The organism is Enterobacter sp. JH25, from assembly GCF_021725435.1.
Lineage (GTDB): Bacteria > Pseudomonadota > Gammaproteobacteria > Enterobacterales > Enterobacteriaceae > Enterobacter > Enterobacter intestinihominis.
Map to the genome: position 1 here is coordinate 2974656 of NZ_CP091319.1, position 16544 is coordinate 2991199.

Annotated in this window: 15 protein-coding genes; 6 read left to right on the forward strand and 9 right to left on the reverse strand. The window is 57.3% G+C overall.

Annotated features, from left to right (window positions below):
- Nucleotides 1–99: 99 nt before the first annotated feature.
- Entirely contained in the window at nucleotides 100–432 is a 333-nt protein-coding gene (locus L2Y28_RS14245; protein ID WP_022648672.1) for an RcnB family protein, read from the forward strand.
- A complete protein-coding gene (locus tag L2Y28_RS14250) occupies nucleotides 383–859 on the forward strand; it encodes a GNAT family N-acetyltransferase (protein ID WP_032622520.1) in 477 nt (158 codons plus the stop codon). Before L2Y28_RS14245 ends, L2Y28_RS14250 begins: the two co-directional genes overlap by 50 nt.
- 89 nt (nucleotides 860–948) lie before the next feature.
- On the opposite strand, the gene apbC is transcribed toward L2Y28_RS14250, so the two are convergent.
- Entirely contained in the window at nucleotides 949–2058 is a 1110-nt protein-coding gene (gene apbC, locus L2Y28_RS14255) for an iron-sulfur cluster carrier protein ApbC (protein ID WP_022648674.1), read from the reverse strand.
- 137 nt (nucleotides 2059–2195) lie between these two features.
- On the opposite strand from apbC, the gene metG reads away from it, so the two are divergent.
- Nucleotides 2196–4229, forward strand: coding sequence for a methionine--tRNA ligase (metG, locus tag L2Y28_RS14260; protein WP_022648675.1), 2034 nt, complete (start codon nucleotides 2196–2198; stop codon nucleotides 4227–4229).
- 108 nt (nucleotides 4230–4337) lie between these two features.
- Here metG and L2Y28_RS14265 read toward each other — a convergent pair whose 3' ends face one another.
- From L2Y28_RS14265 to L2Y28_RS14275, 3 genes are read right to left on the reverse strand one after another with little or no spacing between them, the layout of a single operon-like run.
- On the reverse strand, nucleotides 4338–4808 hold the full coding sequence (locus tag L2Y28_RS14265; RefSeq protein WP_015572337.1) for a DUF1456 family protein: 471 nt from the start codon (nucleotides 4806–4808) through the stop codon (nucleotides 4338–4340).
- Between the two features lie 46 nt (nucleotides 4809–4854).
- Complete coding sequence (gene btsR / locus L2Y28_RS14270; protein WP_022648676.1) at nucleotides 4855–5574, reverse strand: two-component system response regulator BtsR; 720 nt, start codon at nucleotides 5572–5574, stop codon at nucleotides 4855–4857.
- Nucleotides 5568–7253, reverse strand: a complete 1686-nt coding sequence (locus L2Y28_RS14275) for a sensor histidine kinase (RefSeq protein WP_003859271.1) — start codon at nucleotides 7251–7253, stop codon at nucleotides 5568–5570. The genes btsR and L2Y28_RS14275 overlap by 7 nt, the downstream gene beginning before the upstream one ends.
- Before the next feature lie 218 nt (nucleotides 7254–7471).
- Between L2Y28_RS14275 and mlrA the strand changes: the two genes are divergently transcribed.
- Nucleotides 7472–8212 carry an HTH-type transcriptional regulator MlrA gene (gene mlrA, locus L2Y28_RS14280; RefSeq protein WP_022648677.1) on the forward strand — a complete coding sequence of 247 codons (741 nt, stop codon included), beginning with the start codon at nucleotides 7472–7474 and terminating at the stop codon, nucleotides 8210–8212.
- 69 nt (nucleotides 8213–8281) lie between these two features.
- On the forward strand, nucleotides 8282–8395 hold the full coding sequence (locus L2Y28_RS14285; protein WP_022648678.1) for a protein YohO: 114 nt from the start codon (nucleotides 8282–8284) through the stop codon (nucleotides 8393–8395).
- Here the strand turns inward: L2Y28_RS14285 and L2Y28_RS14290 are convergent.
- From L2Y28_RS14290 to bglX, 5 genes are all read right to left on the reverse strand, one after another.
- Nucleotides 8370–9107 carry an ABC transporter permease gene (locus L2Y28_RS14290; RefSeq protein WP_022648679.1) on the reverse strand — a complete coding sequence of 246 codons (738 nt, stop codon included), beginning with the start codon at nucleotides 9105–9107 and terminating at the stop codon, nucleotides 8370–8372. The genes L2Y28_RS14285 and L2Y28_RS14290 overlap by 26 nt on opposite strands.
- Nucleotides 9091–10041: an ABC transporter ATP-binding protein gene (locus tag L2Y28_RS14295; RefSeq protein ID WP_022648680.1), complete on the reverse strand. Its 951-nt coding sequence runs from the start codon at nucleotides 10039–10041 to the stop codon at nucleotides 9091–9093. Before L2Y28_RS14295 ends, L2Y28_RS14290 begins: the two co-directional genes overlap by 17 nt.
- Nucleotides 10034–11191, reverse strand: a complete 1158-nt coding sequence (locus tag L2Y28_RS14300; protein ID WP_022648681.1) for an ABC transporter permease — start codon at nucleotides 11189–11191, stop codon at nucleotides 10034–10036. Before L2Y28_RS14300 ends, L2Y28_RS14295 begins: the two co-directional genes overlap by 8 nt.
- 12 nt (nucleotides 11192–11203) lie before the next feature.
- Nucleotides 11204–12121 carry an ABC transporter substrate-binding protein gene (locus tag L2Y28_RS14305; RefSeq protein ID WP_022648682.1) on the reverse strand — a complete coding sequence of 306 codons (918 nt, stop codon included), beginning with the start codon at nucleotides 12119–12121 and terminating at the stop codon, nucleotides 11204–11206.
- 136 nt (nucleotides 12122–12257) lie between these two features.
- Nucleotides 12258–14555: a beta-glucosidase BglX gene (bglX, locus tag L2Y28_RS14310; RefSeq protein ID WP_022648683.1), complete on the reverse strand. Its 2298-nt coding sequence runs from the start codon at nucleotides 14553–14555 to the stop codon at nucleotides 12258–12260.
- Between the two features lie 189 nt (nucleotides 14556–14744).
- Between bglX and dld the strand changes: the two genes are divergently transcribed.
- Nucleotides 14745–16502, forward strand: coding sequence for a D-lactate dehydrogenase (dld, locus tag L2Y28_RS14315; protein WP_023330164.1), 1758 nt, complete (start codon nucleotides 14745–14747; stop codon nucleotides 16500–16502).
- Nucleotides 16503–16544 lie beyond the last annotated feature (42 nt).

A 16544-nucleotide genomic window follows, 5' to 3' on the forward strand; every position in this document is an offset into this window, starting at 1 on the left:
TTTTTTTCAAACACACCCTGTTTTGATACTTAAAATGGGCTGTCTGCCGCACTGTCCCCCGCAGACAAGCGTATCCATAACGATATCACTGGAGAAAAAATGGCTAAGCGTAAATTGGTGCTTCTGGGTGTATTACTGTCTCTGGCGGGCTCCGCATTCGCAGCCCCGCAAACGGCCGCCGCGCCTTCCGGCATTAAGGCTTATGAAGAGCAGGAGTTCATCGCCGACTTCACCAAATTTAAGATTGGCGATACCGCGCCCGCGCAGTATCAGACGCCAGAGTACACCATCAAACAGTACCAGCTACGTAACCTTCCCGCGCCCGATGCCGGTACGCACTGGACCTACATGGGTGAAAATTACGTTCTGATTGGCGATGCTGATGGCAAAATCTACAAAGCCTATAACGGAGATATTTTCTATCACCGCTGATACGATGATCCGGCCCTGGCAGGAGGACGACCGGCCATTTCTGCGCACGCTGTACCTGCATGCACGACGCGTGGCCTGGCCATGGCTGGACAATTCTGAATGGCAGCTTGAGGATTTTGACGCCGCAACGCGTGACGAGCAGATCTGGGTTGCGATTCACGACGGTCACCGGGTAGGGTTTGCCTCCGTCTGGGAAAATGATAACTTTTTGCACAATCTGTTTGTCGACCCGCAGTATCAGCGTCTGGGAGTTGGCCGTTTGTTACTGGAACAAGTACAGAGGACGTTTACCAGTACAGGCGCGCTGAAGTGTCTGGTGAAGAATGAGCGGGCGGTTGCGTTTTACCAGCGCCACGGCTGGCACATTGAGGCGACGGGGGATTCTCCGGAAGGAGAGTATTATTTGATGCATTATCGGCTTGGGTAAAGTCAGGTGGCGCTACGCTTACCTGACCTACAAAATCGAGGTAGGCCGGGTAAGGCGAAGCCGCCACCCGGCACTAACGCGCAGAGGCGTTACACCGCGCGGAAGGCGATCTCGCTCGGGATCACTTCCCCCTGCCAGTACAGTTGCGCCGCAACGCGCCCCGCCAGCTGACGATAGATTTCCGTGAATTCGCTATCAGGACGGCTGACCACCGTCGGCTTCCCGCTATCCAGATCTTCACGCAGTGTGATATGCAGCGGCAGTTGCCCCAGCAGTTGGGTGTGATATTGCGCCGCCAGCTTCTCCGCACCGCCGGTACCGAAGATCGGCTCATGGTGTCCACAGTTGCTGCAAATGTGCATGCTCATGTTCTCGACGATGCCGAGTACCGGCACCTCCACCTTCTCGAACATGACGATGCCTTTTTTGGCGTCGATCAGCGCGATATCCTGCGGCGTGGTGACCACGACGGCGCCGGTGACCGGAATGTTCTGCGCCAGCGTCAGCTGGATATCACCGGTGCCCGGCGGCATGTCCAGCACCAGATAATCGAGGTCAGGCCACATTGTCTCCTGCAACATTTGCAGCAACGCTTTGCTGGCCATCGGGCCACGCCAGACCATTGCGTTATCGTCCGTGACCAGGTAACCAATGGAGTTGGTCGCCAGACCGTGCGCCACGATCGGCGCCATGTGGGTACCGTCCGGCGAAGTTGGACGCTGGTTTTCAGCACCCAGCATGTTCGGAATGGACGGGCCATAAATATCAGCATCCAGAATGCCGACTTTCGCCCCTTCTGCCGCCAGAGCAAGCGCCAGGTTCACGGCGGTCGACGATTTACCCACCCCACCCTTGCCAGAACTGACGGCGATGATGTTCTTCACGCCGTTAACGCCCGGCTGATTTTTCACGCGCTTGAGCGTGGCGATGCTGTGGCTTAGCTTCCAGTCAATTGCTTTTGCGCCAGTAATGCGCAGCAGCTCAGAGCTGGTTTGCTCTTTCAGGGCATCAAAGGCGCTGGTCCAGACGAACGGCATCTGCAGCTCAATGTGCAGCGTATCGTCCAGCCATGCGACATGATGAAGCGCTTTCAGCGTCGTGAGATTGTGCTTCAGGGTTGGATGCTGAAAATTAGCCAGCGTCCCGGCGACCATTGCTCGTAAGGCTTCCGGTGATTTGGCCTGGGATTGAGAACTCATCCCGACTCCTTTGTTCTTGTGAATAAGACCTTAGATGAACAAGTTTACCTGAAAGGCCGTGGTTTGTGCTTACTTAATAATGCCCCTTTTGGTAATATCGAAAACCCTTTTCACAGTTAAAAGAAGTAATGCCTACTATGACTCAAGTCGCGAAAAAAATTCTGGTAACGTGCGCCCTGCCGTACGCCAACGGCTCAATCCACCTCGGCCACATGCTGGAGCATATCCAGGCTGATGTCTGGGTCCGTTACCAGCGAATGCGCGGCCACGAGGTGAACTTCATCTGTGCGGACGATGCCCACGGCACCCCAATCATGCTGAAAGCACAGCAGCTGGGAATTTCCCCGGAACAGATGATCGCCGAAATGAGTCAGGAGCATCAGACCGATTTTGCTGGCTTTGACATCAGCTATGACAACTATCACTCCACGCACAGCGACGAGAACCGCGAGCTGTCAGAGCTGATCTACACCCGTCTGAAAGAGAACGGTTTCATTAAAAACCGCACCATCTCTCAGCTGTACGATCCGGAAAAAGGCATGTTCCTGCCGGACCGTTTCGTCAAAGGCACCTGTCCGAAATGTAAATCCCCGGACCAGTACGGCGATAACTGCGAAGTGTGTGGCGCGACCTACAGCCCGACCGAGCTTATCGAGCCGAAATCCGTGGTTTCCGGCGCCACGCCGGTGATGCGTGACTCCGAGCACTTCTTCTTCGACCTGCCGTCGTTCAGCGAAATGCTGCAGGCGTGGACCCGCAGCGGCGCGCTGCAGGAGCAGGTGGCGAACAAGATGCAGGAGTGGTTTGAATCCGGTCTGCAGCAGTGGGATATCTCCCGCGATGCGCCATACTTCGGCTTCGAAATCCCGAACGCGCCGGGCAAATATTTCTACGTCTGGCTGGATGCACCAATCGGCTACATGGGCTCCTTCAAGAACCTGTGTGACAAGCGCGGCGATACCCTAAGCTTCGACGAGTACTGGAAGAAAGATTCCACCGCCGAGCTGTACCACTTCATCGGCAAAGACATCGTTTACTTCCACAGCCTGTTCTGGCCAGCGATGCTGGAAGGCAGCAATTTCCGCAAGCCGACTAACCTGTTCGTACACGGCTACGTAACGGTCAACGGTGCGAAGATGTCCAAATCTCGCGGGACGTTTATTAAGGCCAGCACCTGGCTGAACCACTTCGATGCGGATAGCCTGCGCTACTACTACACCGCGAAGCTCTCTTCCCGCATCGACGATATCGACCTGAATCTGGAAGATTTCGTGCAGCGCGTGAACGCGGACATCGTCAACAAGGTGGTGAACCTGGCGTCCCGTAACGCAGGTTTTATCGCTAAACGCTTTGACGGCGTGCTCTCTGCCGAACTGGCCGATCTTGAGCTGTATAAAACCTTCACCGACGCCGCCGCTGCGGTTGGCGAAGCCTGGGAAAGTCGTGAATTTGGTAAAGCCATTCGCGAAATCATGGCGCTGGCAGACGTGGCCAACCGCTATGTCGACGAGCAGGCGCCGTGGGTGGTGGCGAAACAGGAAGGCCGCGACGCCGACTTGCAGGCGATCTGCACCATGGGTCTGAACATGTTCCGCGTGCTGATGACCTGGCTGAAGCCGGTTCTGCCGCAGCTGGCAGCCCGCGCGGAAGCATTCCTGAACACCGAACTGACCTGGGATGCCATCCAGCAGCCGCTGCTCGGCCACAAGGTTAACACCTTCAAGGCGCTGTATAACCGCATCGAGATGAAACAGGTTGACGCGCTGGTGGAAGCATCAAAAGAAGAGGTGAAAGCGGCTGCCGCGCCGGTGACCGGCCCGCTGGCGGACGATCCGATTCAGGAGACCATCACCTTTGATGATTTCTCCAAAGTCGACCTGCGCGTGGCGCTGATCGAAAACGCGGAGTTCGTTGAAGGTTCTGACAAACTGCTGCGTCTGACGCTGGATCTGGGCGGCGAGAAACGTAACGTCTTCTCCGGCATTCGTTCCGCGTACCCTGATCCGCAGGTGCTGATCGGTCGTCAGACCGTGATGGTGGCAAACCTGGCGCCGCGTAAAATGCGCTTCGGCATCTCTGAAGGGATGGTGATGGCCGCAGGCCCGGGCGGAAAAGACATCTTCCTGTTAAGCCCTGACGAAGGCGCGAAGCCGGGTCAGCAGGTGAAGTAATAAAAAAGCCGGATGAGAATCCGGCTTTTTTTTGCCCGGCGGCGCTACGCTTGCACGGGCCTACGAGTTTTTAGGCCGGGTAAGGCGAGGCCGCCACCCGGCTAAAAATCACCCCTTCTGGTTATGCACCCGCTGCGTCAACCCACGCAGGAAATAACGCAGAAACTGATCCCCACACTCGCGGTAATTTTTATGATCCGGCGCGCGCATCATGGCGGTGATTTCCGGCATCGATACGCGAAATTTCTGCTCGGTCATGATCGCCAGAATGTCGTCAGTTTTCAGGGAGAACGCAATACGCAGCTTTTTCAGCACCGTGTTGTTATTCACCCGACGCTCAAGCGCCAGCTCAGGCGCAGATTCATCTTTGCCGCGCTTGTCGTAGATCAGGCCGTTCAGGAAGCCCGACAGAATGATGTCCGGGCAGCGAACAAAACCCTCTTCATCTTCTTTAGTCATCCAGGTGTCGAACCCGGCGGACGTGGATTCCATGTCGGAGAGCGCAAGAATGCGCACCATGTCATTATTGTTCGCTTTCAGGGTGTAGCGCAGGCTACGAAGAATATCGTTACTTAGCATAGAGCCTTCGAATGTCGATGATGCAATGGCGCGCAGTGTACCAGTTTTACAGCCCTATCGCCTCTTTCAAACTTTTCAGATAGCGACGACTGACGGGCACGGTTTGCCCTGCACGTAGCACCAGTTCGGCCTGGCCGTTATCTTCCAGGCGGATCTCCTTCAGGTGCGCCATGTTCACCAGATACTGTCGATGACAGCGAATCAGCGGCGTGCGGCTCTCCAGCGTGCGTAACGTAAGCTCGGTAAAGCCTTCGTTACCTTCGGCGCTGGTGACGTATACCCCGCTCAGACGACTGCTGACAAAGGCAACGTCGTCCATTTGCAGGAGGTAAATCCGGCTGTGCCCGGTACAGGGGATAAACTTCAGGGGCTGCTGATGCTCCGGCAGCAGCGTCACGTCCTGCGCGGTACGCTCCTGGCGCAGACGGGTCAGGGTCTTTTCAAGGCGTTTCTCTTCAATCGGTTTCAGCAGATAATCAAACGCGTGCTCTTCAAACGCCTTTACCGCGTACTCATCAAAGGCCGTCAGAAAGACGATATAGGGACGGTGCTCCGGGTCGAGCATGCCGACCATCTCCAGACCGCTGATGCGCGGCATCTGAATATCGAGGAACAGCACGTCCGGGCGCAGTTTATGCACAGCACCGATGCCTTCAATGGCATTGGCGCATTCCCCCACGACCTCAATATCACTCTGCTCCTGCAACAGGACACGCAGGTTTTCCCGTGCTAACGGCTCATCATCAACAATCAGCACTCTTAACATGCGTTCTCCTCCAGCGGCAATCGTAAGGTAATTCGGGTATAGCGGTCTGGCTCACAGGCGACGGTGATACCGCAGTCATCACCAAAATGTGCGCGCAGGCGCTTATCCACCAGGCTCATGCCCAGACCGCCTGACGCGGAGGCTTCATACAGCCCCGCGTTATCTTCAATATCCAGTACAAGATGGTGGTTAAAACGGGAAGCGGAAATCATGATTTCTCCGGTTCCCAGCAGCTGCGACGTCCCATGCTTAATGGCGTTCTCCACAATCGGTTGCAGGGTAAAGGCCGGAAGATGCTGATACGCCAGCTCATCCGGGACGGATAACGACACCTGTAAACGTGACTGGAAGCGCGCTTTTTCAATTTGCAGATAGGCGTTTACATGCTCAATCTCGTCCGCGAGGGTGACGATCTCCGAGGGACGCTTCAGGTTTTTGCGGAAAAATGTCGACAGAAATTGCACCAGCTGCGCGGCCTGATCGCTGTCGCGGCGGATCACCGCCTTCAGCGTGTTGAGCGCGTTAAACAGGAAATGCGGATTCACCTGAGCGTGCAGGAGCTTAATTTCTGACTGCGTCAGCAGCGCTTTTTGCCGTTCATACTGCCCCGCCAGGATTTGCGCCGAAAGCAGCTGGGCGATACCCTCCCCCAGCGTGCGGTTGATGGAGCTGAACAGGCGATTTTTGGCTTCGTAAAGCTTAATGGTGCCCATGACGCGCTGGTTTTCGCCCCGCAGGGGAATAACCAGCGTAGAGCCAAGTTTGCACTGCGGATGCAGGGAACAGCGGTACGGCACTTCATTCCCGTCGGCATACACCACTTCACCCGTTTCAATAGCGCGCAAAGTGTAGGCCGAGGAGATCGGCTTACCTGGAAGATGGTGGTCGTCCCCGGTACCGGTAAACGCCAGCAACTTTTCGCGATCGGTAATCGCCACGGCCCCGATATCCAGCTCTTTATACAGCACCTGCGCCACCTTCATGCTGTTCTCCTCGTTGAATCCCTGCCGCAGGATCCCTTCCGTCGACGCCGCAACTTTTAATGCGGTGGCAGAAAATGCCGAGGTGTATTTTTCGAACATGGCGCGTTTGTCGAGCAGAATGCGCATAAACAGCGCCGCACCAACGGTATTGGTGACCATCATCGGTGCGGCAATGCTGCTGACCAGATGTAACGCATCGTCAAACGGGCGCGCGATCAGCAGGATGATCGCCATCTGCGCCATTTCCGCCACGAAGGTAATCGCCCCGGCGGTAAGGGGACTGAACACTTTATCCGGCCGTCCGCGCTTAATCATATAGCTGTGGACGAGACCACCGAGTAGCCCTTCGACAATGGTGGAGATCATGCAGCTTAGTGCCGTCATACCGCCCATCGAATAGCGGTGCAGGCCGCCGGTTAACCCCACCAGACCGCCCACGACCGGGCCTCCGAGCAGCCCGCCCATTACCGCGCCAATGGCGCGCGTATTGGCGATGGAATCTTCAATATGGAGACCAAACCAGGTCCCCATAATGCAGAATATGGAAAATACGACGTAGCAGAGGAATTTGTGCGGCAGACGGACGGTGACCTGCATCAGCGGAATGAACAGGCGCGTTTTGCTCATCAACCAGGCGATGACAAGAAACACGCACATCTGCTGAAGCAACAGCAGCACCAGATTAAACTCGTACATACTCACAAACCGCACATTCTAAAAACGCGTAACATACACTGATGGCGGTTAACTTTCTTTGAAACGTGCCAAAAAAGCGATAAATCGTGTCCGTCATCACACCTTTTGCCGGAGATAACCTGTCTTTCGTATAATTTGTACAAAAAAGAATCAAATCTTCCTGGTTCCGCAAAGTGGGTCTACAGTTAAGCTGGGGACGCGCAAGCCTGGGGGCGAAAATGGCGCTTTACACGATAGGTGAAGTGGCACTCCTGTGTGATATCAATCCCGTTACGCTACGGGCGTGGCAGCGACGGTATGGATTGCTTAAGCCGCAAAGAACGGACGGCGGGCACCGCCTGTTTAACGATGCGGATATTGACCGGATCCGCGAGATCAAAAGCTGGATCGACAATGGCGTACAGGTCGGCAAGGTGAAGTCGCTTCTGAGCCAGGACGATCCTGATACGCAGCATCTCTGGCGCGAGCAGCAGGAAACGCTGCTGAGGCTGTTGCAGACCGGCAATTTGCAGCGTCTGCGCGGCTGGATCAAAGAACAGGGTCGAGACTACCCCGCGCAAACCCTGATCACCCATCTTTTTATTCCCCTACGGCGTCGGCTTCAGTGTCAGCAAACCACCTTACAGGCACTGCTCAGCATGCTTGATGGCGTGCTGATTAACTATATTTCCGTCTGTCTTGCCTCAGCGCGGAATAAAAACAGCAAAGATGCGCTGGTGATCGGCTGGAACGTCCACGATACTACCCGGCTGTGGCTCGAAGCCTGGATTGCCACCCAGCAAGGCTGGCGCGTTGACGTGCTTGCACACTCCCTGGCACAGCTCAGGCCGGAACTGTTTGAGGGGCAGACGCTGCTGGTCTGGTGTGGCGAAGTCCCCTCCGCTTCCCAACAGCAGCTCCTCACGGAATGGCGCGAACATGGTTATCCCGTTTACTCGCTGGGGCCAAATGCGTTGTAACGGCATTTAATGGTTCATTAACAGCTGCGCTTCACCGTATAATTGTTCCGTTAACAACAGGAGCACATGATGAAGGCAACGAAACTGGCCGTAATTACCCTTTTTGCACTGATGGCCGTCAGCGGTATCGGTGGCGTTATGCTTGCAGGTTACTCGTTTATTGTTCGCGGCGGTGTTGGCTGAGGTATCCGGCCAGGCGTTCAAACAGGCGATCCACCACAATCGCCGCCAGCGCAACCAGAACCGCCCCCTGAATAATATAAGCCGTGTTAAACCCGCTTAACCCAATAATGATTGGCGTCCCCAGCGTATTGACCCCGACCGTCGACGCGATGGTTGCCGTACCAATGTTGATGATCACGGACGTCCGCACACCGGCAATAATCACCGGTGCGGCCAGCGGCAGTTCAACCTTCAGCAGCCGCTGCCAGGCGCTCATTCCCATCCCTTCCGCTACGCTCAGCACCGATGCAGGCACCGCCGCAATGCCCGCCAGCGTCCCTTGCAGAATGGGCAACACGCCGTACAAGATCAGCGCAATGATGGCAGGCTCCTGCCCAAAACCGATCGCCGGCACGGCAATCGCCAGCACGGCCACCGGCGGGAAGGTCTGCCCCGTTGCGGCGATGGTCTCCACCAGCGGACGGAACTCCCTGCCCGCAGGCCGCGTCACCGCAATACCGGCACCTGTGCCCAGCACGATGGCAATCACGCTTGACGCCGCTACCAGCCAGAAGTGCGCCAGGGTGAGATTAACAAAGCTCTCCTGCTGGTACACCGGGCGCGGCAGCCCGGGAATAAGCGCATTAAACAGCGCCGCGCTGTGCGGCATCAGGTAGAGTAAGGCGATAAACAGCCCTGTCAGCCAGAGTAACGGATCACGGACCCACTTCACGCGTCACCTCCCCCGCCAGCAGATCGCGAAAATGGATCGTCCCGCATGGTGTCCCCTGCCCGTCCGCAACGGGTAACACCTCACACTGCCGGGCGACAAACGCCGAAAGGGCATCGCGCAGGCTCATCCCGTCATGCAGCGGTTCACCACCGATTTGCGCATCCTGCGGACGCAGATAGTCCCTGACGGTGCGCAGCGAGAGCAGCCTGACACCCAGCTCGCTGCGGCCAAAGAACTCACGCACAAAATCGTTTGCCGGCGACGTTAACAGCTCAAGCGGCGTACCCTGCTGGACGACTTCGCCGTGATCCATCAGTACCAGACGATCGGCCAGCCGCAGTGCTTCGTCGATATCATGCGTCACCAGCACGATGGTGCGCCCGAGAATACGGTGGATGCGGCTCATCTCGGCCTGAAGTGCGCCGCGGGTGACCGGATCCAGCGCGCCGAAGGGCTCATCCATCAGCAGTACCTGCGGGTTAGCGGCCAGCGCGCGCGCCACCCCGACCCGCTGCTGTTGTCCGCCGGAAAGCTGGTGCGGGTAGCGGTCGCGAAGCGACGCGTCCAGGCCCAGCAACGCCATCAACTCGTCGACACGCTCATTGATCTTCCCCCGGGACCATTTTTCCAGCTGTGGCACGGTGGCAATGTTCTGCGCCACCGTCCAGTGGGGAAACAGGCCGATGGACTGAATGGCGTAGCCCATACGCCGCCGCAGCTCCAGCACCGGCAGGCTGCGGATCTCCTCTCCGGCAAAGCGAATCGTCCCGCTGTCGTGCTCCACCAGCCGATTGATCATCTTCAGCGTCGTCGATTTTCCCGACCCCGACGTCCCGATCAATACCGAGAACGCCCCCTCGGCAAAATGCAGATTGAGATGGCTTGCCGCCGGACGGCCCGCAAAGGTTTTACTCACATCATGAAATTCAATCATTGGCTCTTCTCCTGAGCAGCGCGAGCCACAGGGCAAATAAGGCATCCAGCACGACCGCCAGCGCAATCGTGGGCACAACGCCCAGCAACACCAGATCCAGCGCGCTGCTGAGCAGCCCTTGGAACACCAGCGCCCCAAAGCCGCCCGCCCCGATCAGCGCGGCAATTACCGCCATCCCAACGGTTTGCACCGTCACCACCCGCAGGCTGCGAACAAGCAGCGGAAGCGCAAGCGGCAGCTGTATTTTCCAGAAACACTGGCGCGCACTCATCCCCATCGCATGGGCGCTTTCCAGCACGTCGGGCGGAACCTGGCTTAACCCCGCCACCACGCCGCGCACCAGTGGCAGCAGCGCATACAACACAAGGGCAATCAGCGCCGGGGTCAGCCCGGTTCCGGCAATGCCTGCCGCGGCCAACGCAGGGAAGGATTTAACCAGACCGGCGAGGGGGGCAATCAGCAGGCCAAACAGGGCAACGGAGGGGATGGTCTGAATAACGTTGAGCACGGTAAAGACGGCACCCTGGCGGCTGGGATGTCGGTAGCACCACATGCCCAGCGGCACGCCCAGCAGCAGCGCCGGGACCAGCGTCCCGAACAGGATCGTCAGATGTTGCGCCAGCGCGTTGTCAAACACCTCCTGACGGTTGACGTACTCTTTTAACAGCGAGAGTTGATTCAGCTCGCCGCTGAAGAGGATCAGCAGGGGAATCACCCAGAATTGCGCGTTCAGCAGCCAGCGCCACACAGGTATCGGCGTCAGGCGGCGAATGGCATCGCTACAGGCCAGCAGGCAGAGTGCCAGCCACAGCCACAGGCCGCTGCCAATCGACGTGCGCGCCAGCGGGCTTTCAACCGAGGCCATCTGCGTTGCCGCCTGTCCTGCGCTCCAGAACAGTACGATAAACAGCGCTTCGCTGAGCAGAAGCGTCAGCCACAGCGCGGTTCGCCCCGGCCAGAAGGCTAAGACTACGGTACTCGCCAGCGCCGCGCCCAGCAGCAGCGGCGTAAATGCCCAGATCTGCCACAGCGCGCGCGGTTCGCCCGACACCAGACGGTTTGGCGCGACATTCACAAAAGGTAACGCGACCGCCACGATGGCCATACAGACCAACAGCAGCAGGACGCGGTTATGACATTTTATTGGCACAGCCTTATCCCGTTACTTCACAAGCCCTTGTTGTTTCAGGAAGTCGGCAGCCACTTTTTTGGCATCCAGCCCCTCTACGGCAATGCTGGCATTCAGCTGTTGCAGCGTTTTCGCATCCAGTTTTTCAAACACCGGTTTGAGCCAATCGTCGATATCCGGGTAGGCTTTCAGCACCGCCTCGCGCACGACCGGGGTTGGGGCGTAAATTGGCTGAACGCCTTTCGGGTCGGTCAGGGTTTGCAGACCAAGCGCCGCGACCGGGCCGTCGGTGCCGTAAGCCATCGCCGCGTTGACGCCGGAGGTTTTCTGCGCCGCCGCCTTAATGGTCACCGCCGTGTCGCCGCCCGCCAGAGAGAGTAGCTGTGCCTGATCGAGCTTGAAATCATAAGCTTTTTCAAACGCTGGCAGGGCATCAGCGCGCTCGATAAACTCTGCCGAGGCCGCGAGCTTAAACTCGCCCTTCTCTTTCAGGTAGCGGCTGAGATCGTCAAGCGAGGTGAGCTTGCCTTTCTCGGCGATATCTTTGCGCACCGCGATGGTCCAGGTGTTGTTGGCCGGTGCCGGTGTAAGCCAGACCAGCTTATTTTTTTCCGCGTCCAGCTTTTTGACTTTTTCGTACCCGGCTTTGGCATTTTTCCAGGCCGGATCGTTTTCATCCTTGAAGAAGAATGCCCCGTTGCCGGTGTATTCCGGGTAGATATCCAGCTCGCCGGAAGTGATAGCACCGCGCACGACAGGCGTGGTGCCAAGCTGCACTTTATTGACCGTTTTCACGCCGTGGCTTTCGAGCACCTGCAAAATGATATTGCCGAGCAACGCGCCCTCGGTATCAATTTTGGAACCCACCTTAACCGGCTCTGCGGCCTGTAACGGCAGGCTCAGCGCCGCCAGTAGCACCGCCGACCCTGTTATCCCCTTAATAATCGTCATTCTACTTTCCTCATTATTTTGTGGCCTTTTTCATAGGCTTGAGAGAAAAGCGTAGCTTAAAACAGTGAATTTAACCGTTTTTCGTACCAGATGAGAGGCATCCCCCGCCAGGCGGGGGATAGGGAGAAAGGTAAGATTATTGCAGTTCGAACTCGGCTTTGTTCACGCGGGCGGAATCCACGCCGATGAAGACGTTGAATTTGCCAGGCTCGGCATCGTATTTCATCTGCTGATTCCAGAACTTCAGCGCATTTACGTCAATCGGGAAGCTGACCGTTTTGGTTTCGCCCGGTTTCAGGTTGACCTTTTCGAAGCCGCGCAGCTGTTTCACCGGACGGCTCATGGAGGCCGTGACATCCTGAACGTACATCTGGATCACCGTCGCGCCTTCGCGTTTGCCGCTGTTGGTCACTTCCACGCTGGCGGTCACTTTGCCGTCACGCTTCAGGGTCGGCGCCGACATTTTCACGTCAGAGACCTTAAACGTGGTGTAGCTCAGGCCATAGCCAAACGGATAGAGCGGGCCGTTAGCCTCGTCGAAGTAACGGGACGTGTACTTGTTCGGCTTGTCGGCGTTGTACGGACGACCGGTGTTCAGGTGGCTGTAGTAAACCGGGATCTGCCCGACGGAGCGCGGGAAGGACATCGGCAGCTTGCCGGACGGGTTGTAATCGCCAAACAGCACGTCGGCAATGGCGTTACCGCCTTCGGTACCGGCGAACCAGGTTTCCAGAATGGCGTCAGCCTGCTGGTCTTCTTTCACCAGCGCCAGCGGACGCCCGTTCATCAGCACCAGCACCAGCGGCTTGCCGGTGGCTTTCAGGGCCGCGATCAGGTCACGCTGGCTTTGCGGGATAGTGATGTCGGTCCGGCTGGAGGCTTCGTGCGCCATCCCCTGCGCTTCACCCACCACGGCAACCACCACGTCGGACTGCTTCGCGGCGTTAACCGCTTCGTCGATCATCTCTTTCGGCGTGCGTGGATCCACCTTCACCGCTTCCTCATACTGGTTGAGGAAGGTCACGATGTCTTTATCGTCGGTGACGTTTGCGCCTTTGGCGTAAACCACTTTTGCATTATCACCCACAGCGCTCTTAATGCCTGTCAGCACGGTAACGGACTGATCCGCCACGCCTGCGGCGGACCAGCTGCCCATGACGTCACGCTTGCTGTCGGCCAGCGGACCGACCACGGCAATGGTGCCGGATTTTTTCAGCGGCAGCGTGTCGAGACGGTTTTTCAGCAGCACCAGGCTTTCGCGCGCCACTTCGCGGGCTTCTTTGCGGTGCAGGCGGCTTTCAGCATTGGTGTCCGCCGGGTCAGACTCCTTCGGCCCCAGATGGCTGTAAGGATCGTTAAACAGCCCCATGTCATATTTCACGTTCAGCACGTGGCGAGCGGCATCGTCCAGCTCCGCCATCGTCACCTTGCCGCTCTTCACCAGCCCCGGCAGGTATTTGCTGTAGTATTCGTCGCTCATGCTCATGTTGATCCCGGACTTGAGTGCCACGCGTACCGCATCTTCCGGGTCAGACGCTGTGCCGTGCTTGATCAGCTCTTTAATCGCCCCGTGATCCGAAACGGTGATGCCCTTGAAGCCCCACTGGTCGCGCAGCACATCTTTCAGCAGCCACGAATCGGAGGTGGCAGGCGTGCCGTTGAGAGAGTTCAACGCCACCATCACCGCGCCGCTGCCTGCGTCCAGCCCCGCTTTGTACGGCGGCATATAGTCGTTAAACAGGCGCTGCGGACTCATGTCCACGGTGTTGTACTCTTTGCCGCCTTCCACCGCGCCATAGGCGGCGAAGTGCTTGACGCTGGTCATCACCGAGTAACGATCTGCCGGACTTTTGCCCTGCATCGCTTCCACCATGGTTTTGCCCATCGTGGCGGTTAACCAGGTATCTTCACCAAAGCCCTCCGAAGCACGGCCCCAGCGCGGATCGCGGGAGACGTCTACCATCGGCGCCCAGGTCATGTTCAGGCCGTCGTCTGCGGCTTCATATGCCGATACGCGCCCGACGGTTTTCACCGCATCGAGGTTAAAGGAGGAGGCTAAGCCGAAGCTAATCGGGAAGACGGTACGCTGGCCGTGCACCACGTCGTAGGCGAAGAACAGCGGAATTTTCAGGCGGCTCAGTTCCATCACCTGATCCTGCATTTTGCGGATATCCTGGCGGGTAACGGTGTTAAAAATGGCTCCTACCTGCCCGTCTTTGATCATCTCGCGAATGGCTTCTTTCGGGTTATCCGGGCCGACGCTGATCAGGCGCAGCTGGCCGATTTTCTCATCGACCGTCATCTTTTTGAGTAAATCCGTGACAAAGGCGTCGCGGGCTTCAGGCGTGAGCGGGTGATTACCAAACAAATCCTCTGCCAGCGCAGGTTGCAGCGCCAGGCTGACGGCGACACCTACATAACATAGCCATTTCATGTTGTTATTCTCTCTCATCAATAACCGCGGGAAGCACCCGGCCAGACCGTGCGAAAAGCGCAGTGTGCCACAAAGCCTGAAAACCTTGCAGGGTTATTCTCTGATTTTTCTCATGAATACCCGACCGCTCAACGGCTAATCGCGCTATGCTTTACAGCGAGAAATTTGCCCCACCACAAGGAGTGGAAGATGTCTTCTGTTCGAACTAACGATAACACTACTTTTATTAACGAACTGTCGCGCCTGGTTGGTCACTCTCACCTGCTTACCGACCCGGCCAAAACCGCCCGCTACCGTAAGGGCTTTCGCTCCGGCCAGGGCGACGCGCTGGCGGTGGTCTTCCCCGGTACGTTGCTCGAACTGTGGCGCGTGCTCAGCGCCTGCGTTGCGGCAGACAAGATTATTTTAATGCAGGCTGCTAACACCGGCCTGACTGAAGGCTCCACGCCGAACGGCAACGATTACGATCGTGACATCGTGATTATCAGCACCCTGCGCCTCGACAAACTGCACCTGCTGGACAAGGGCGAACAGGTACTCGCCTTCCCCGGCACCACGCTCTACTCGCTGGAAAAGGCGCTTAAGCCGCTGGGTCGCGAACCGCACTCGGTGATCGGCTCTTCGTGCATTGGTGCCTCGGTGATCGGCGGGATCTGCAATAACTCCGGCGGCTCGCTGGTGCAGCGCGGCCCGGCCTACACGGAGATGTCGCTGTTTGCCCGTATCGATGAAAATGGCAAGCTGACGCTGGTTAACCATTTGGGGATCGATCTGGGTGTAACGCCAGAGCAGATCCTCAGCAAACTTGACGATGACCGCGTGAAGGACGAAGACGTTCAGCACGATGGCCGTCACGCGCATGACCACGATTACATCACCCGCGTGCGCGATATCAATGCCGATACGCCAGCGCGCTATAACGCCGATCCGGATCGCCTGTTTGAATCCTCCGGCTGCGCGGGCAAGCTGGCCGTTTTTGCGGTGCGCCTCGATACCTTCCCGGCAGAGAAAAAGCAGCAGGTGTTTTACATTGGCACCAATCAGCCGGAGGTGCTGACGGAGATCCGCCGTCATATTCTGGCCGAGTTCACTCACCTGCCGGTGGCGGGCGAGTATATGCACCGGGACATTTATGACATCGCTGAGCGCTACGGCAAAGATACCTTCCTGATGATCGACAAGCTCGGCACCGACAAAATGCCGTTCTTCTTCACCATGAAGGGCCGCACCGACGCGATGCTGGAGAAAGTGTCGCTGTTCAAACCGCACTTCACCGACCGCTTTATGCAGAAACTGGGCAACGCCTTCCCGGCGCATTTACCGGAGCGGATGAAGACCTGGCGCGATAAGTATGAGCACCACCTGCTGCTGAAAATGGCCGGGGACGGAATTGCCGAAGCGCAGAGCTGGCTCACCGAGTTCTTCAAAACTGCCGACGGGGATTTCTTCGCCTGCACGCCGGAAGAAGGCAGCAAAGCCTTCCTGCACCGCTTCGCCGCGGCGGGTGCGGCTATCCGTTATCAGGCTGTGCATTCCGAAGAGGTAGAGGATATTCTGGCGCTGGATATTGCCCTGCGTCGCAACGATACCGAGTGGTTTGAACATCTGCCGCCGGAGATTGACAGCAAGCTGGTGCACAAGCTCTATTACGGCCACTTCATGTGCTATGTCTTCCACCAGGATTACATCGTCAAAAAAGGGGTGGATGCGCATGCGTTGAAAGAGCAGATGCTGGCGTTGCTGCACGAGCGTGGCGCGCAATATCCTGCCGAGCACAACGTGGGGCATTTGTACAAAGCGCCGGAGACGCTTAAACAGTTTTATCGCAAAAATGACCCTACAAACAGTATGAACCCCGGCATTGGTAAGACAACGCGGAAGAAATACTGGAAAGAGAGTGCCGAAACAGAGGAGCACAATACGCAAGCCTCTGATGAACGCCTATAGCCAAATTTAAGAGATTGTTAAGCTCTCCTCAATCGTACTAGA